Origin of the sequence: Sphingobacterium sp. JUb20 (assembly GCF_004342035.1) — a bacterium.
GTDB lineage: Bacteria > Bacteroidota > Bacteroidia > Sphingobacteriales > Sphingobacteriaceae > Sphingobacterium > Sphingobacterium anhuiense.
In genome coordinates, this window is the sequence record NZ_SLYV01000006.1 from 129,901 (window position 1) to 147,584 (window position 17,684).

15 protein-coding genes are annotated in these 17,684 nt (G+C 36.4%); 10 read left to right on the forward strand and 5 right to left on the reverse strand.

The features are described 5' to 3' along the window. Positions 1 to 5: 5 nt before the first annotated feature. The 7 genes from EDF66_RS11630 (at position 6) to EDF66_RS11660 (ending at position 9,903) form a co-directional block, all read left to right on the forward strand. The gene (locus tag EDF66_RS11630) at positions 6 to 3,194 is read left to right on the forward strand and encodes an efflux RND transporter permease subunit (protein ID WP_132842808.1); all 3,189 of its coding nucleotides are present in this window, start codon (positions 6 to 8) and stop codon (positions 3,192 to 3,194) included. Positions 3,195 to 3,219: 25 nt separating this feature from the next. Continuing rightward, positions 3,220 to 4,644 (forward strand): TolC family protein, encoded by a 1,425-nt coding sequence (locus EDF66_RS11635; RefSeq protein ID WP_132842810.1) that lies wholly within the window; start codon positions 3,220 to 3,222, stop codon positions 4,642 to 4,644. Positions 4,645 to 4,888: 244 nt separating this feature from the next. Continuing rightward, complete coding sequence (locus EDF66_RS11640) at positions 4,889 to 5,731, forward strand: ATP-binding cassette domain-containing protein (RefSeq protein ID WP_132842811.1); 843 nt, start codon at positions 4,889 to 4,891, stop codon at positions 5,729 to 5,731. Then, complete coding sequence (locus EDF66_RS11645; protein ID WP_132842813.1) at positions 5,715 to 6,524, forward strand: hypothetical protein; 810 nt, start codon at positions 5,715 to 5,717, stop codon at positions 6,522 to 6,524. Before EDF66_RS11640 ends, EDF66_RS11645 begins: the two co-directional genes overlap by 17 nt. Before the next feature lie 2 nt (positions 6,525 to 6,526). Continuing rightward, entirely contained in the window at positions 6,527 to 6,880 is a 354-nt protein-coding gene (locus tag EDF66_RS11650; RefSeq protein ID WP_132842814.1) for a GntR family transcriptional regulator, read from the forward strand. Between the two features lie 5 nt (positions 6,881 to 6,885). After that, on the forward strand, positions 6,886 to 7,629 hold the full coding sequence (locus EDF66_RS11655; protein WP_132842816.1) for a hypothetical protein: 744 nt from the start codon (positions 6,886 to 6,888) through the stop codon (positions 7,627 to 7,629). A 30-nt stretch (positions 7,630 to 7,659) separates the two neighbouring features. Beyond that, positions 7,660 to 9,903 carry a S41 family peptidase gene (locus EDF66_RS11660; protein WP_132842817.1) on the forward strand — a complete coding sequence of 748 codons (2,244 nt, stop codon included), beginning with the start codon at positions 7,660 to 7,662 and terminating at the stop codon, positions 9,901 to 9,903. 123 nt (positions 9,904 to 10,026) lie between these two features. Here EDF66_RS11660 and EDF66_RS11665 read toward each other — a convergent pair whose 3' ends face one another. Continuing rightward, positions 10,027 to 10,605, reverse strand: coding sequence for an NAD(P)H-dependent oxidoreductase (locus tag EDF66_RS11665; protein WP_132842819.1), 579 nt, complete (start codon positions 10,603 to 10,605; stop codon positions 10,027 to 10,029). A gap of 43 nt (positions 10,606 to 10,648) precedes the next feature. Continuing rightward, a complete protein-coding gene (locus EDF66_RS11670) occupies positions 10,649 to 11,674 on the reverse strand; it encodes a saccharopine dehydrogenase (RefSeq protein WP_132842820.1) in 1,026 nt (341 codons plus the stop codon). A gap of 286 nt (positions 11,675 to 11,960) precedes the next feature. On the opposite strand from EDF66_RS11670, the gene EDF66_RS11675 reads away from it, so the two are divergent. Together EDF66_RS11675 and EDF66_RS11680 are read left to right on the forward strand one after the other, a co-directional pair. Next, positions 11,961 to 12,710, forward strand: coding sequence for a lysophospholipid acyltransferase family protein (locus EDF66_RS11675; RefSeq protein WP_132842822.1), 750 nt, complete (start codon positions 11,961 to 11,963; stop codon positions 12,708 to 12,710). 53 nt (positions 12,711 to 12,763) lie between these two features. Beyond that, complete coding sequence (locus tag EDF66_RS11680; RefSeq protein WP_243656036.1) at positions 12,764 to 13,693, forward strand: DUF6268 family outer membrane beta-barrel protein; 930 nt, start codon at positions 12,764 to 12,766, stop codon at positions 13,691 to 13,693. Positions 13,694 to 13,890: 197 nt separating this feature from the next. On the opposite strand, the gene EDF66_RS11685 is transcribed toward EDF66_RS11680, so the two are convergent. Then, complete coding sequence (locus EDF66_RS11685) at positions 13,891 to 14,457, reverse strand: Crp/Fnr family transcriptional regulator (RefSeq protein ID WP_132842824.1); 567 nt, start codon at positions 14,455 to 14,457, stop codon at positions 13,891 to 13,893. 180 nt (positions 14,458 to 14,637) lie between these two features. Here EDF66_RS11685 and EDF66_RS11690 point away from each other — a divergent pair, with 180 nt between their 5' ends. Beyond that, positions 14,638 to 15,417 (forward strand): alpha/beta fold hydrolase, encoded by a 780-nt coding sequence (locus tag EDF66_RS11690; RefSeq protein ID WP_132770860.1) that lies wholly within the window; start codon positions 14,638 to 14,640, stop codon positions 15,415 to 15,417. Positions 15,418 to 15,826: 409 nt separating this feature from the next. Here the strand turns inward: EDF66_RS11690 and EDF66_RS11695 are convergent, their stop codons facing one another. Together EDF66_RS11695 and EDF66_RS11700 are read right to left on the reverse strand one after the other, a co-directional pair. Next, a complete protein-coding gene (locus EDF66_RS11695; RefSeq protein WP_132842825.1) occupies positions 15,827 to 16,789 on the reverse strand; it encodes a helix-turn-helix transcriptional regulator in 963 nt (320 codons plus the stop codon). A gap of 66 nt (positions 16,790 to 16,855) precedes the next feature. Next, positions 16,856 to 17,665, reverse strand: coding sequence for a heme ABC transporter ATP-binding protein (locus EDF66_RS11700; protein WP_021187834.1), 810 nt, complete (start codon positions 17,663 to 17,665; stop codon positions 16,856 to 16,858). Positions 17,666 to 17,684: the final 19 nt, after the last annotated feature.

Consider the following 17,684-nt stretch of genomic DNA (forward strand, 5'->3'; position numbering starts at 1 on the left):
ACAAAATGTTTAAAAAATTTATAGAAAGACCCGTACTTGCTACAGTTATCTCCATTCTGCTCGTCATATTGGGGATCATCGGGATCCTAAAACTTCCTTTACAACAGTTTCCTGATATTGCTCCACCCGCAGTACAAGTGACGGCACTTTATCCCGGAGCAAATGCCGAGACAGTACTTCGTGCAGTAGCCCCTTCTTTAGAAGAATCTATCAATGGAGTTGAAAATATGAGTTACATGAGCTCCACAGCCAGTAATGATGGATCTCTCATGATTACCGTTTATTTCAAGTTAGGAACCGATCCCGATCAAGCAGCAGTCAATGTTCAAAACCGTGTATCCCAAGCCACCAGCCAACTTCCAAGCGAAGTCGTACAGGCAGGGATCACGACTGCAAAACAGCAAAACAGTTTGATCATGGTACTAGATCTGTATACAGAAGATGAGGGTAAATACGATCAAACCTTTATCACCAATTATGCGCAAATCAATATTATTCCAGAACTTAAACGTATCCCCGGAGTAGGACAAGCTTTGCCTTTTGGAGGAAGTAAAGATTATTCGATGCGTGTATGGCTCAAGCCTAATCAGATGGCGACTTACAAACTGACACCAGAGGAAGTAATGGCTGCCATTCAGGATAAAAACGTCGAAGCTGCTCCGGGTAAATTCGGTGAAAGCAGTAAAGAGGCTTTCGAATTTGTTATCAAATATAAAGGAAAACTTAACCAGCCAAGCGATTACGAAAACATCATTATCCGCTCTAATACAGATGGATCTGTATTAAGACTTAAGGATGTTGCCCGCGTTGAATTGGGTTCTTACACCTATGCCAGTCACACACGCATCAATGGTAAACCTGGACTTAATATCGGTGTAATGCAATTGGCGGGATCCAATGCCAATGAGATTCAGATTGCCATTCAGGAATTTATGGAAAAAGCATCTTTAAGTTTTCCAAAAGGTGTCAAGTACTTGGTGCTTTACAATACCAAAGATGCTTTAGATCAATCCATCGATCAAGTTAAACATACTTTGATAGAAGCTTTTATACTGGTATTTTTAGTTGTATTTCTATTCTTGCAAGACTTTAGATCAACGTTGATTCCTGCCATTGCAGTTCCTGTAGCGATTGTTGGAACCTTCTTCTTCATGCAGTTATTTGGTTTCTCGATCAACTTGCTGACACTATTTGCACTTGTCCTCGCTATCGGTATTGTGGTCGATGATGCTATTGTCGTCGTCGAAGCCGTACATGCTAAGATGGAGAATGAACATCTGTCTCCAAAGCTGGCAACCACATCAGCCATGAGTGAAATCACAGGAGCCATTATTTCCATTACATTAGTTATGTCGGCGGTATTCCTTCCCATTGGATTTATGGAGGGATCAACAGGTGTATTTTATCGGCAGTTTGCTTTTACTTTGGCCATTGCCATTGTTATTTCAGCGATCAATGCTTTGACTTTGAGCCCGGCACTCTGTGCACTCTTTTTAAAGCCTACGCATCATAATCAATCTGATAAAAAGCAACTGAACTTTAAAGAACGCTTTTTTACAGGATTCAATGTCGGTTTTGATCGATTAACTAAAAACTACATCGGTAGCCTGCGTTTCTTAATTCGTTACAAATGGATTGCATTTAGTGCCTTGGGCGTTATTTTACTCCTTACTGTTATCATGATTCGCAAGACTCCAACTGGTTTTATTCCTTCGGAAGATCAAGGTTTTATTGCAATATCTCTTTCAATGCCAGCGGGGGCATCTTTAGACCGTACATCAAGTGCATTAGCCGAAGCAGAACAACAGTTACAACATGCTGATTTTACAAAAACATTGAATGTTTTAGCTGGTTTTAATATTTTGACACAGTCAACAAGTCCATCTGCTGGGGTCGCTTTTATCCTTCTCAAGTCACATAAAGAACGAGGTGCTATAAAAGATATCAATGCTATTATGGCAGATGTTAACCAGAAATTATCCAAAATTAAAGGTGCAAACTTTTTCGTCTTCACCTTCCCTACTGTACCTGGATTTAGTAATGTTGATGGACTCGATATGGTTTTACAAGATAGAACCGGCGGTCAACTTGGTAAATTCAGTACTGTAGGACAACAGTTTATTGGAGAACTGATGCAACGTCCTGAAATCATGATGGCCTTTACCACATTCAAGGCCGACTATCCTCAGTACGAACTGCAGGTAGATGACATCAAGGCTGAACAGCTCGGTGTAAGTACCAAAAGCATTCTGCAGACTATGCAAGCGTACTTCGGAAGCTCACAAGCTTCAGACTTTAACCGATTCGGGAAATATTACCGCGTTATGGTTCAGGCAGATGTAAAAGACCGTACTGAACCCTCCTCTATGGATGGAATTTTCGTTAAGAATCGTCAGGGAGATATGGTACCTATCAATACGCTGGTTACCATGACACGTGTATATGGTCCGGAAACAGCATCACGTTATAACCTATTCAACTCTATTGGTATTAATGCGATTCCAAAACCTGGATACAGTTCAGGAGACGCTATTCGTGCGGTAGAAGAGGTGGCAAAACAGCATCTCCCTACAGGATATACTTACGAATTCTCAGGTATGACCAAAGAGGAAATTGTTTCAGGGGGACAGTCTACTCTTATTTTCATCTTATGTTTAATATTTGTTTACTTCCTGTTAGCTGCGCAATATGAAAGTTATATCATTCCGTTAGCGGTTATTCTATCTATTCCTACAGGAATCTTTGGCGTATTTGCAGCAATTAGTCTAACAGACATATCCAATAATATCTATGTTCAGGTTGCCTTGGTTATGCTTATAGGCTTATTAGCCAAAAATGCCATTCTTATCGTTGAGTTTGCCATTCAGGGACGTAAACGTGGGCTTTCGATTGCAAGTGCTGCTCTAAAAGCTGCAAAATTACGTTTGAGGCCGATCATTATGACCTCACTCGCCTTTATTGTAGGCATGATCCCGATGATGACAGCAGTTGGTCCCTCAGCACAAGGAAATCACTCCATCAGTATTGCCGCAGCAGGCGGTATGCTCAGCGGAGTCGTACTTGGTCTTTTTATCATTCCGGTCCTCTTCATTTTCTTCCAATACATACAAGAAAAAGTAAGTCAAAAACCTACTGGAAAACAAGAATTTGACCAACCGGAAGTTGTTAGAGTAACAGCACATACTAACGTTTAGTGAAACAATGACAAAATTGAAATACATGAATATAAAAGTAAACATACTGATGGCTTTCATCTTGCCCCTTGTTGTATGGTCTTGTAAAACCGAAAAACTGATCAGCAACAAGGATCTTGCTCCTGCCCTTCCTACACAATTTCGTGATCAGGAAGAAGGAGCAAAAGAAACGAGCATCGGTTCCATTCCATGGCAAGACTTTTTCAAAGATCCCATTTTACAAAGCCTCATCGATAGCGCTATTCATAAGAATGTGGATATGCAGCTAGCTATCAAAAACATCGAGTCATCACAATTGATGTTAAAACAGGCAAAAGCTAACTATTTGCCCAATCTGCAATTACAGATCAAAGCCAATAGTACCAATCCATCCAACAACAGTATGAATGGGCTGAGTCTAGGACAGTTCCTAGGTCAAAATCATGTTGAAGATTATTCCGCATCATTAGGACTATCATGGGAAGCCGACCTATGGGGAAAGATCAAAAGTCAAAATACAGTAGCATTGGCTTCTTATTTACAGACCGAAGAAGCAAAAAAAGCAGTGCAGACCCAATTAATTTCTCAAGTAGCACAGGGATATTACCAATTGCTGATGCTTTATCAGCTACATGAGATTGCACAGCAAAATCTACTACTTAGTGACAGCACCTTACGCATTGTCCAACAACAATACGAGGTTGGTGACATCAGTATGTTAGCTGTAGAGCAGGTGGATGCACAACGTCTGGCGGCGGCCAGTCTCATTCCAGATTTCGAACAGCAGATACATTTACAAGAAAATGCCATTCAAATTCTTAGTGGTCGATTACCACAGGAGATAAAAATAAAAGAAAAATTGGCAAATATCCAACTTCCAGACAGTTGGTCTGCTGGAGTTCCTGCCGATTTATTGAGCCGTAGACCTGATGTTAAGCAAGCAGAACTTGCTGTTACAAGTTCTAAAGCCTATCAGCAATATGCTAAAGCTAGGATGTATCCATCCTTAGTGATCAGCGCCGAAGCTGGAATCAATGCTTTCAAAAGCAGCAATTGGTTCAATATACCAGCTTCCCTATTTGGCGCTATCGCTGGTAGTATCACACAGCCTATATTTCAACGTCGTGAACTCAAAACACAATATGAAATCGCACAAATTGATCAAGAAAAAAATGTTATCCGATTTAGACAAACAGTGATCACAGCAGTTGGTGAAGTTTCTGATGCTTTAATTTCAATACAGAAATTAAAAGAAAAGCAACGCATCACTTTAGAAAGAACCAATCGATTGAAGAAAGCTATCAAACATGCCGATCTGCTTTTCGAAACTGGCATGGCTACTTACTTAGAAGTTATCACAGCACAAAGCAATATGCTACAAAGTGAACTGGAACTTGCACAAGTCAAGAAAGCCGAACTTGCAGCTGTTGTAGATTTATACCGATCACTGGGCGGTGGTTGGAATCAATAATAATACATACAAGTATAAACTAAGCTAACGACAGCCAAAGATTCAATAAAAATATACGTTAGTAATAAAGGAGCTTAGTATATATTCAAACAAAGCCTGAGACCACTAGTGGTCTCAGGCTTTGTTTATTTCACGAAAAGTCATCTTAAAAAAAATTGATGTAATTCTTTAATAATGAATTGTTATTAAAGAATAAATTTCTATCTTTGAGTGTACTACTGTTACGATACACCAAAACTTAAATATGATTACAATAAACCAAGTTAGCTTTAGCTATAAAAAAAATGATCTGGTTTTACATGATTTAAACTTTGATCTCAACACCCCTGGTGTTTACGGATTATTTGGCAAAAATGCAGCTGGAAAATCCACATTGATGAAATTGATGTCTGGTTCATTATTTCCTACACAAGGATCTGTCTATATCCAAGGTACATCTACAGAAGATCGGAGTGTAGCAAGTCTACAACAGGTATATTATCTTTCCGAAAGTATCGAATCTCCAAATTGGACAGCAAAACAACTGGCAGCTACTTATGGTAAGCTTTATCCAAATTTTGATATGACATTATTCTTTGAAATATTATCTTCATTTGAAGTAAAGCCAGATATCACCCGAAAAAACATGTCCATGGGACAACAAAAGAAGTTGGAAATTTCCTTCGCCCTAGCGACGCAAGCCCCATATCTATTTATGGATGAAGCGACAAATGGTCTCGATATTCCATCTAAAAAGCAATTCCGAAAATTAATTAATCTTTACATCTCCGAAGACCAGACTCTCATATTATCTACCCATCAATTTCGGGAGATTGACCAGATTATTGACCATATCATGGTACTTGACAATAAACAGCTTGTCCTAAATTTATCCACAGCAAAACTCAATCAACATTTTATCTGCACTAACCAGCCTTTGACAGGAGAACAGCTCCTTTACAAAGATGCAGGATCTCCAGGGAATTATGGTTTATATAACAATCCACACCACCGTGAGTGTCAACTAGACATTGAACTACTATTTACAGCCATTTCCACTGATTCACAAATTTTAAAAAACACAACCATCTATGAAAATGAATATTAGTATCGCTCGTCTCTCTATAGGCTTAAAAGCATTCTTTTTTGAATACCGGAAAGATATAAAAACCATACTACTCATCGTATTAGCCTGGTTTATCGTGACCAACATCTACCCTACAAGTGTACTTTATCAATATTTTTTAGCTGAGGATCCAAAAAGTGTGATGCCACAGTTGGCAGAAAAACTTGTTTTTGGCAACTATGCATTCACACGTCAAATTACCTTTTTACCTATATTATTTTTATTACTGATCATCTATAATTTTATTTCAAATCAGACATCCCGTGTTTCCAGAAATCTATTACCATTATCCCCTTGGGAAAACTGTCTGGCGCTAACTATTGGTAGTATTGGCATCACGCTACTTATATTTATAGAAATCTACCTGCTAGACGCTGCGACAACTCAACTTTACCGATCCTTATTTTATAAGGAGACATTAGCTATCCTACAACAAAAAGGTCAGCTTTACCCCTACATTACCACTTTCTCCTATTTTGAACAGATTCCATATAATTTCTACAAAACCACAGGTACCTCCATATTTAATCTGTTTTTAATATTTACTATAGGTCTCCTATATTTTAAAAATCAAAGTTTCCTTAAACTGTTTATAATTATTTTATTGGTCGGATTCATCATGATATTCACCTGGTATTCTTCGAGCCGTACTTACAATCAGGGCATAAGCATATTACCCAATGGGTCGTTCCTATTCCAGTACTTTTACCAATTTCTATATTTTACTTTAGGTTTATGGATCATTAAAAATCTCTTTCAGGAAAATCAAGTTTAAATATGTTATTCACATCCGACAAACCCATCTACCAGCAGTTAGTAGAACTGATTCAGATCGATATACTAGAAAACAAATGGCCCGAAGGTGAACGGGTACCTTCTGTCCGCGAACTGGCAGGCAATCTGGAAGTCAATCCCGGAACAGTAATGCGTGCTTATGAGCAACTGCAAGAAGAACAGATTTTATTCAACCTCAGAGGACGTGGTCTCTTTGTCGCTGAGCACGCAAAAGCGATCATTTTAAAGAGTCAGCAACGCTATATGATTGAGTTGGAAATGCCAAATTTTATTAAAAAGATGAAACAACTTGATATCAGTATTGAAGAATTTATCAAACAACATAACCAATCGTAAAAAAGATGAAAAAATCAACAAAACTACTATTACTAGCGTTAGCTCTGTTATCCGTACGCTTGTGGTTTCCACAACTATTCGGTCAAATACGATGGAAAACATATGACAATAAACCCGCAGATCTCCTATCCCAATTTTGGGGACAATTCAATTCGACCATCAGATTAATGCAAGATACTCCACAAGATATCAAGTTCATCAAATTTTCAAACGGTTCAGAATTCAATCATTTGGTATTTATAGCATCCGATAGTCTCAAAGTTATGAATCCCTATCCTGAGAACTTTGATCTTATCCTAAATCAGGATACCCTTTTAGTTGAACTCCATCCCAATTACTATAAGCAAGAGTCCTACTTTTGGATCAAACCCGATGTACAGTTACTATTTGAATCATGCGATGCAACTGTTAAGATGGGGAAAAACGACAAAAATTCCAGTTATGCAACTCAAAAACCAATTCTCGCTAGTCAAAATTCTCATGTGCAATTTTTGAGTTCCAAAGACAGTATAATCACTCCAAATACAAATCTAGAAGTTCATATTTCAGATCGTTCTTATGTGATCTTATATCACTTTTCCTTAAATAATCTTCAAGTAAAAGTTGACAATAGCCAACTAGATTACGGATTTGTCAATATCAATCAAATTGACGCAGAAATCAAAGGACACAGCATTATCAATAGTATAAACAAAGATGCAAGTATAAATACAATCGGAAAAATAAATAAAATACAAATCAAAGATTAAGTTCCAATCCAAAAATAAACCATTAAAATTATGAAACCAGTAACGCATTTTTTGAAGTATTACCTACTTCAAACGCTCTGCTATTGTCTACTCACGTTGAATGCATTAGCACAAAAGACACATACGCCCTTAGATTTAAACTTGGACTTTGAACAGGTAAATAAAGGTATTCCTCTCAACTGGAGTCTCTCTTTAAACAATAAATATGAAAGCAAAATAGACTCAATCAATGTGAAACAAGGCAAATATTCAATTTCTATCAAACACAAAGAAGGAAGTGGTGGATTTGGTCTTTTTTCATTAACCATTCCTTTAAGCTATCCTGGAAAAAAAATAACTCTTTCCGGGTACATGAAAACCGAAAATGTTGAAGATGGATTTGCTGGACTTATGCTGCGGTTAGATCCACAAGTAGCATTCGACAATATGAATAAAAAATCTATCAAAGGCACAACAGATTGGACTAAATACGAGATTACGCTAGACCTTGATCCGGAAAAAACGACAGCAACTACTATTGGGGGAATATTAGTTGGAAAGGGAAAAGTATGGATGGACAATCTGACTGTACAGATCGATGGTAAAAATATTAGCACATTAACGCCAATCTTAAAAAAAACATATCCAGCCGAATCCGATCACGAATTTGACTCGACATCAAAGATCATCCCATTCGCATTAGATAAAAACAAGACCAAAGACCTGCAAGATCTAGGACTTATATGGGGATTTTTAAAGTATTATCATCCACAGATAGCTGCAGGGAATCACAATTGGGACTATGCATTATTCCGCATTCTACCACAAGTCATTGCATCTCCCAGTCAACAAATCAGAGATCAAATATTGACTACATGGATTAAATCCTTAGGCGATTTTGAAATAGACAGCTTGCTGACATCAGCAGGTACAGAAGATATCAAAATAGTACCCGACCTTGATTGGATACAGACCTCTGGATTTTCTCAAAATCTGCAAAAAGAACTTCTTCGTGTAAAAAAAGCCAAGCGTAAAGGTGACCATTTTTACATCAGCCAAAACCCCACAGTGGGAAACCCTGTAATCAAAAATGAAAATCCATACAGGAATATTTCGATGACTGATGTCGGTTATCGTATCTTGAGTCTATATAGATACTGGAACCTAATACAGTATTATTTTCCATATAAAAACCTTATTGATCAAGATTGGAAAGAAGTACTGCACGATTATATTCCCAAAATGATTGCAGCAGATGATGTACAAGCGTATACGTTAACCACGTTGCAACTCATTGGAAACATTCATGATACCCATGCAAACATTTCGGGTAATAGCGTATTGAACAATTTCAAAGGCACTAGATATGCACCCCTAGAAATTACATTTATTGAAAATAAAGCAGTGATAACAGGATTTCATGATCAACAAAAAGGAGTACAAACAGGACTTAAAATTGGTGACGTACTGACCACAATCAATGGAATTGCAGTCGATCAAATCATCAGAGCAAAATTAAAATATTATCCGGCCTCTAACTACTCAACACAATTACGCGATATTGCAAATGACCTTTTACGTACTAATGACACACTGGTGCAAATAGGATATCTCCAAGATCATAAAATTGCAAATCAAACTATTAAAACTTACAGCACGGACGAAATTAATATCTACAAGAAATATCAATTAAAAGATGTTAGCATTCGCATGATCTCCCCGGAAATCGCTTATATCAATAATGGAAAACTAAATCGTACATCTCTACCACAAGTAATAGAACAGCTAAAAAATACTAAAGGTATGATTATCGATTGTCGTAACTACCCCAGCGATATACCTATGATCTATGAGTTTGCTAAATATTTATTACCAAAAGCTACATCATTTACCAAATTTACAGCCGGTAGTCTTACAACACCAGGAGAATTTACTTTTATTAATGATATATATGTCGGTATTAAAAACGATGATTATTATAAAGGCAAGATTATGATTTTGGTTAACGAGACCACGCAAAGTGCTTCCGAATTCTATGCTATGGCCTATTCCATACACCCAAATGCACAAGTTGTTGGCTCGACAACAGCTGGTGCAGATGGCAATACATCATCTTTTTTCTTGCCAGGTGGTATTAACACTGCTTTTAGCGGTGTTGGTGTCTATTATCCTAATAAAACTGAAACGCAGCGTGTCGGGATCAAGATCGATATCGAATCCGCACCGACTATTAAAGGAGTAAAAGCAGGAAAAGATGAAGTTTTAGAAAAAGCCCTATACCTCCTCAAACAATAATTTCATCCGAAATCGATCAACAAAAAAGCCTTATGTTTTATATATGGCTTTTTTGTTTTTATTATGCTTAGCTATCCATCAAATTTATCTTTAGAGCATTCAAAAAACCATCCAGACAAATCCTCAGTTCTCTCTTCTCCCCATACCCTTAACTTTTTCGATCCACTTTCGCCGCAAATTTTCATTTGCAGTTTTTACGATACCGATGTAGCTTACCTTTACTGGAGTAACACCGCAAAACTGTAGTGTTGATTTTTTCAACTGATTGACACTTGGCCTTCCATAGATAAGACGGTAATACCAGCCCGGCTGATCCAATGTCGTAATGATATGCCCAGTCTTACCTTTCAGCAGTCGATCCCAAAATATCGAGTCAGGTCGATACTTAAAAGCCATACCCGGTAGAAACAAACGGTCTATAAATCCCTTCATTAAGGCAGGCAATCCGCCCCACCATACCGGATGTACCCATACAAGATGATCTGCCCACAAAATAATTTCCCAAGCTTTGATTAAATCTGGTTCTAGGTCCATACGTTTGTGATAACCATATTGGAGATTAGGATTAAATTCCATATCTGCTATTGTAATCTCTTTTATTTCGGCTCCTGATTGTTCGGCTCCTTCAATATAGGCTTTTACAAGAGCAAAGTTTAGCGCATCTTTATTAGGATGTCCATTGATAATTACTATATTTTTCATTAGCGTCATTAAATTTGTAAACACTACATTTTAGCCACATCCATTAATATATTTTTACACTGATGGTTTTATATTCCACTAATTGTTGCTGCAAGTCCTGTTTTGTATGCAATTCATGCGCAAAATAGATACGATTATTAAAAACATTTTTGCAAAGAGATTCAATATGTATAACTGTTGATAAGGCAGTCAATTCAGCCTGCCCTTTCTCACTGAGCACACTAATTTTCTTAAATTTTCCATCATTAGTTGATAAAGTAATTTCGAAGACTGCTAAATCTCCATTTCCACTCGATCCGAAAACTTTCTTCCTAGTATTAAGAGACAGGCTATTAAAAATTCCAAATTGTTGCATCGTCCCTAATAACCAGGTTATAAATTTAGAATTATAGGTCATCTTGACAGAGACATCTGAGATTTTTTCAACTTTATTGAGGATATACAAATCTGGTACGTCGAAATTATAAACTTGCCGACGGCCGATTCCGAACCCAAAATTAAAATAATCGGTATCCAAAAAATGTTTAATCTGTACGGGCTGATTGTTCTGGTATCGGACAAAAGGTTTGGCAACATTTTCTGCCATAAAATGAGCTGAACTTTCTCCTGCAAGATCTTTAACAGAGTAGTAAACGGCTACATCAACTTTTTCAATATCAGTCATGCTGTTTACATTCGTCTTGATCAAACCAGCAATTATTCCTCCCATCCAACCCGATGAAAATACAATTCGGCTATTGATATCATGACCTAAGAGCGAGTGGTAGGCTTTCATCAATGCTGGAGTGGGTTTTGTAATATCAATATAATCCAAATGGTGTTTTACCGCAAAATGTAAAACATTGTCTTCGTTATCATTTACACTCAACACAATAATATCTATTTTTTTATCTAAAATAGACTGAAAAGTATCTGGTTGGTTGACATCAATAGTTAGTTCATTATTTTCCATAGCAACTTTCCGACTTCCCACGAAGAGATCAGCATCAGGATTTCTGGATTTAAGTATCCGATAAATAGTCTTCCCTACTAATCCTTTACCTCCAATAATTAAGATATTTTTTTGCATATTTTTTTTATACAAAAATATCACTGAAAACTTAACCTCTACAGGACATATGTCTAAAAGGTAATTGTGACATAAGAACATGTTCTGACTATAAAGATTAATTTTCTGGTTAGTATTATATTAATCTCCGACCTCTTCTTTTTTCAAAAATTAATAAGGGTAAGGGAGCATCCGGTTGTCAGATATAAAAAGGGATACTTGTTGAAGTACTGAAATAACAGGATTTAGTTCTTCCACAAATTACGGCATAGTATTAAAATTTCTCGGAACATTAAAAACAATCAATATGTTAGGTTATTTCATTGGAAAGATTTGTAAATATCGGCTAAGCGTATGCGTACAAAATCTCGCTCGCGCCTTCCCTCACTTGTCCTATCAGGAAATTAACATACATCGTCATAATTTCTACCAAAATCTTGCCCGTATTATATGGGAAAATTTTCATCCTCGTCCGGTAAAATTACATTTATCAGAATCAGCCCTTGAAACGATCAATAGGCTCCAAAAACAACGAAGTCAAGCTATACTATTATTAGGTCATTACGGAAATTGGGAACTGATAACGAAAATACCACAATTTACCAACATGCCTACACAAGCTCTATATAAACCTTTAAAAAACAGATTTTTAAATTATTTAAGTTATAAAAAAAGGACCAAGCATGGTATGCGCCTGTTGCCTGCTCAACATGCTTTAAGGATACTTTTACGGGAAAAACAAACTCCTTCCATTACATTTTTTATTGCAGATCAATTTCCTGGACATGACAATGGAATTGCTGTTGAGTTTTTACAGCAAACTACCTTCATGTTTTCTGGTGCAGAAAAGCTAGCAAGGCAACTAAATACATCTGTAGGATATGTTTCCTTACAACCTTTAAATAAACTAGAGTGGGAACTTGATATTATACCGATATGTGATCATGCAGCAGCAACTTCAGAAGGATTGATAACTAAGCAATTTGCGTCCATGCTGGAAAAAAGCATACAAAAAGACCCTAGTTGGTGGTTGTGGACACATCGCCGTTGGAAATAAAAATAAAGGGTAAAGTACCTACCAATTGTCTTAATAAAAATTAAATACTTCATATGATCAGAAATTTTGAAATTAAAAAAACAGTGCTTTTCGCATTTATAATGGTTATTTCCTGCCAATTTGTGGATGCACAAGTACAAATAGAAATGAAAACCGAATATATTGGAAAATCGGACTACCGAAAATCAGAGAACGAAAAAAGCGAAAAAGTAGGTGATAGCCAAGGTGCTGCTATGGTTCACCAGGCTAACATTACGATTCCTCTATCTTTAAAATTGAACGAAAATAAACGTCCCACACTCTGGGCTATAAGTGCGAATGGTGCTTATGCAAAGCTGGACAATAAAAACTTTACAGCGCCCTTAGTCGTAGATGAAATATTAAATATTGGGATGAATCTAACTCATTTGAGACCTTTGAACGACCGGTGGTCTATACTAGCGACTATCGGTGGAGGTATTTTTATGTCTAATACTGATTTTTCACAAGCAGGATTCAAAAATGTACTTGGCAATGTCGGAACTGTTTTCATTCGTCACTTAAAACCAAATTTGGATTTAGGTGGTGGTATTATGGTCAACAATTCTTTTGGTTTCCCAATGGTCTTCCCCGCCCTTTATCTCAACTGGAAAACTGAGGGGAAATATGCTTTAAAGATAGCTCTTATGCAAGGATTAGAGATGTCGGTAGGATATGATTTGACGAAAAATTTCCGATTAAATCTTATCGCAGAAATGAATGGACAGACAGCACTACTACAGCAAGAAGGAAAAGATAAAATGTTTTCACATTTATATATGATTACGGGTTTTCGCCCAGAAATAAAAATAGGAAAAAACATATCAATACCGCTAACCGTTGGAATGAATGTTTGGCGACCAGCTCAGATCACAGATAGAACATTGAAAAGTATGTTTCAAGATAAAGAATATTATTACAGAGCATCTGCCTATGCATCTGCAGGCTTAAAGATAAATTTATAATAAAAACAAAACGAGCCAGATATTATCACTATAAATCTGGCCCTTTAACATAAGATAAGAGGTAATCTATATTCAAAGATACAAGACAAGGAATAGCTATAATAAGTTTCTAAAAATTATTAATATACCTATCTAAACCTTAGTGATTACTTTTTATTCACTAAGGTCACATTGATAAATCAACATCACATTGGTGACTAAAAAGTAATCTCTTTTCGTATACGACTCAGATGTCTTTGCGTAATACCAAGGTAGGAAGCGAGATAATGTAATGGGATTTGCAAGATAAATTCTGGTTGATTTTTGAGCAACGATGCATAACGTTGGGCGGCAGTTTCCTTCTGCAATTGAAAAACTCGTTTTTCCAATTCTAGATATTGCTGTTCTGCTATAATCTTAAGAAACATAGTCCATATCGGCTTCTCAAGAACCAATTGATCAAGTTTATTTTTCTGAATCACATATAATTCTGTCGGCACAATAGCCTGTATGGCCTCTACACTTGGACCACCAGTTATAAAAGAAGAATAGGCAGCCATCAAATCATTCGGAAATCGAAAACAATAGGTAATATCGTCACCATTTGGAGTCGTATAAAAGGAACGAAAGATTCCCGATTGAATAAATGCAACTTCATTACTTTTTTCGTGTTCACGTGCAAAATAATCTCCTTTACTCAACTTTCTGATCGTAAAAAGTTGAATAACTTGTGCTATATCCTCTTCCGAAAAAATTCCAAAATCACGAAAAAATGCTGTTATCATTTATGCTCTATATCTAATGTCTATAAGTTCTAATAAAACTATTCTTACAAAGCTACATTTAATCTTTTGCAGATAGATATATTCATTCCTTATAGGTATTCCTATCACATTTAAGCCTATAAAATTTATTTTTTGTAATTTTGAATCAATAACAAAAGACTCATTAAAACAGAATATACATTGGAAGAACTACAGTACAGCAAGATATATGGAGCAGAAAACGCGGGTATCCCGTTAGTAGTTATACACGGCTTATTTGGCATGTCCGATAATTGGGGAACATTTGGCCGCAATTTTGGAGAAAAAAGACAAGTGCATCTTTTGGACCTTCGTAATCATGGGCGCAGTTTTCATAGTGAAGAGATGTCTATCGAAGTTATGGTTGATGATCTATCTGCCTATATCGCATCCATTGGAGCGGATCAAATTGATCTTATTGGACATTCATTAGGTGGTAAAGTTGCCATGCAATTTGCTATAGATCATCCTGAAAAAGTAGCTAAATTGATTGTAGCTGATATTGCCCCTAAATCCTACCCTCCGCATCATGAAGATATATTCAATGCACTAAGTGCCGTTAATATTGAAACTGTCGAAAATCGTAAAGATGTACAGATAGCACTTGAGCACTATATTAAAGAACCAGGAGTTGTCCAGTTTTTATTAAAGAACGTGTATATCAAAGAAGACCGAAGTCTAGGGTGGCGCTTCAATCTAGACGTTCTGAAAGGTAAATACACTTCGTTTATCACAGTAGGTGTCAAATCAGGTATATTTAAAGGACCTACTTTATTTTTGGCTGGTGAAAAGTCACAATACATCCTGCCCGAAGACAAAGCAACTATCGAAAAGCAGTTTCCAAAAGCCATAATAAAAACAATCCCTAATGCAGGACATTGGGTGCAGGCAGAAAACCCACAAGCATTTGATGCTTTTGTTGCCGAGTTTTTAAATCAATAAAAAGAAGTTTCTTATAACTTTCTTTTCTAAAAAAGGTTTCCAAAACAGGAAATTCTAGTAAAATATAAAGCCTCTTGAAAAAATCAAGAGGCTTTATAGTATTATTCTTCATCTCTTCATCAAGTATACACCTAAAAATTTAGTCTCTTATCAAAAGTACTCCTTCTTGAATACCAAAATCATTCTTCTGGTCTGATTTTAATATTGTTAGACACGCATTAAGATATACTCCTATTTAACTAAGACTAGTGAAGTAATTATACAGATATTACATAGAGATAAAATAGAGGATATATAGAGCTTTACCTCTACGAGCCCTCTAGAAACCCTCTATTATGACTCAATAAAATCTATATAAGATATAGATCAGCTCATCACATGTGTACAAGAAAGTCTAGCTGAAAAGTGCTTACATTTTTAATTCTCCGGGAGAAATACCGTAATATTTTTTAAATGCGCTACTGAAGTTATTTTGATGTCCATACCCCGTCAACAATGCTACTTCATATACTGTCTTTTTATCCGCTAACAAATAATTTTTAGCTTTTTCCATACGTACACGTGTTAGATAATCATGAATAGTTACTGAGAAATATTCTTTAAAATCTTTACGCAGTTTACTTTCACTGGTTAACACTTCTGCAGCCAGTTCTTTTTGGGTCGGTGGATTTGCGATACGTTGCTCCAGGATGTGTCGTGCCATTTCAAGCCGTTGAATATCTTCCTCATGAAACAAGGAATCGGTATTTCCTTTCTGTTCGTTGTACTGTTCAAATTGGTACATCAGCAATTCAACAATCCGAGATTCGGTATGTAATCTTCTTATTTCTCCTTTTTTCTTCGATTCAATTAATTCAGAAATGGTATGTTGCATTTCGTAAGTAGCAACAAGATCTTCTTCAGAAAATGAAGCATATTGCCCTTTTTCGATCTCATGCACAAACTGTTGATGGAGCAATGAATCTCTCTTAATTAAATTGAGGTAATATTCTTTAGATATAACTGCTATAAAATAAATATATTCAATACCAGGTTCTACTTGATGGGTCGTTCGCACAGAAGGAATGTAACGAATATTATGTCTACTCATGCCATAGGGCATTTTTGCATCTTTTGGTTTAAAAAATATAAATTGACTTGTAATCGTTTCACCTTCTATTTCAGTGAGGATCTGTACAGGTCTATCAAAGTTCATTTTAGAATGTAATATAAAAAGACCAGAAGTTGAAAGTTGAAAATTCTCCATATGTACAGGCCCCATTTCAATAATGGTTTTGTTTTCAACCAGTGGTTTCTCTGGCACATAACCGTCCGGGATTTCTTCCTCAAAAAGCCAATCTTCCAACTCTACTATTTTACTTTTCACTAACATGATTACAGTTTAAAATAAGCTTTGCGCAGTTAAAATTAATGAAATAAGCTGGAATATTAAAATTATTTATAATCTTTCTAAATAACTATCAAATTCAACATGCATTTCTTCAAGTTGAACATAAGGTTTCAAAGTTCTTGGATTCATCGTCACATTTGATTCGACTGAAAAAATAGTATAGATTTCTTTCTTATTCAAAACCTCCACTGGCGTACCATCAAATAGCTTTCTGCCATTTTTGAGCATCATAATGCGATTGGCATATGTAGCTGCAAAATTAACATCATGTACGATCAAAATAACCATGAGTCCTTTGCGCGCCAATGCTTTGGCAATACCTAAAACTTTCTGCTGATAATGTAAATCCAATGCTGAAATAGGCTCATCTAAGAGCAAGAGTGCATCTGGATTATCCCATATCTGTGCTAAGACCCGAGCTAAATGGACACGTTGCTGTTCACCTCCTGATAAACTTAGAAAATCACGGTCTGCAAATGATGCTACACCACAAAGTTTCATTGTTTCGGCTACAACTTCGAGATCATGCGCTTGAGGTACATTTTTATAATGCGGATAACGACCCATTAATACAATTTCATCGACTTTAAAACTTAAAGTCATTTGCTGTTGCTGACTCAATAAAGCTCTACATTGTGACAAAATATATGGAGTATAATCCGACAGTAGCTTTCCATTTAAGTGAATGCTCCCTGAGCAGGGTTTCTTTTCTCCGCAGAGTAATCCCATCAAAGTAGATTTTCCTGCGCCATTGGCACCTAACACAGCCAATACCTCTCCCTTCCGTACTTGAAAAGTAACATCTTTCAGGAGTTTTCTTCCCTTGATTTCGTAATTAAGTTTCTCTACACGTAACATAACAGACCCTATATTTGAA

Excerpts from the sequence above, each read along its gene's own strand:
- EDF66_RS11630 (WP_132842808.1), top strand. The coding sequence starts at position 6 with ATGTTTAAAAAATTTATAGAAAGACCCGTACTTGCTACAGTTATCTCC.
- EDF66_RS11635 (WP_132842810.1), top strand. The coding sequence starts at position 3,220 with ATGAATATAAAAGTAAACATACTGATGGCTTTCATCTTGCCCCTTGTT.
- EDF66_RS11640 (WP_132842811.1), top strand. The coding sequence starts at position 4,889 with ATGATTACAATAAACCAAGTTAGCTTTAGCTATAAAAAAAATGATCTG.
- EDF66_RS11645 (WP_132842813.1), top strand. The coding sequence starts at position 5,715 with ATGAAAATGAATATTAGTATCGCTCGTCTCTCTATAGGCTTAAAAGCA.
- EDF66_RS11650 (WP_132842814.1), top strand. The coding sequence starts at position 6,527 with ATGTTATTCACATCCGACAAACCCATCTACCAGCAGTTAGTAGAACTG.
- EDF66_RS11655 (WP_132842816.1), top strand. The coding sequence starts at position 6,886 with ATGAAAAAATCAACAAAACTACTATTACTAGCGTTAGCTCTGTTATCC.
- EDF66_RS11660 (WP_132842817.1), top strand. The coding sequence starts at position 7,660 with ATGAAACCAGTAACGCATTTTTTGAAGTATTACCTACTTCAAACGCTC.
- EDF66_RS11665 (WP_132842819.1), bottom strand. The coding sequence starts at position 10,605 with ATGAAAAATATAGTAATTATCAATGGACATCCTAATAAAGATGCGCTA.
- EDF66_RS11670 (WP_132842820.1), bottom strand. The coding sequence starts at position 11,674 with ATGCAAAAAAATATCTTAATTATTGGAGGTAAAGGATTAGTAGGGAAG.
- EDF66_RS11675 (WP_132842822.1), top strand. The coding sequence starts at position 11,961 with ATGTTAGGTTATTTCATTGGAAAGATTTGTAAATATCGGCTAAGCGTA.
- EDF66_RS11680 (WP_243656036.1), top strand. The coding sequence starts at position 12,764 with ATGATCAGAAATTTTGAAATTAAAAAAACAGTGCTTTTCGCATTTATA.
- EDF66_RS11685 (WP_132842824.1), bottom strand. The coding sequence starts at position 14,457 with ATGATAACAGCATTTTTTCGTGATTTTGGAATTTTTTCGGAAGAGGAT.
- EDF66_RS11695 (WP_132842825.1), bottom strand. The coding sequence starts at position 16,789 with ATGTTAGTGAAAAGTAAAATAGTAGAGTTGGAAGATTGGCTTTTTGAG.
- EDF66_RS11700 (WP_021187834.1), bottom strand. The coding sequence starts at position 17,665 with ATGTTACGTGTAGAGAAACTTAATTACGAAATCAAGGGAAGAAAACTC.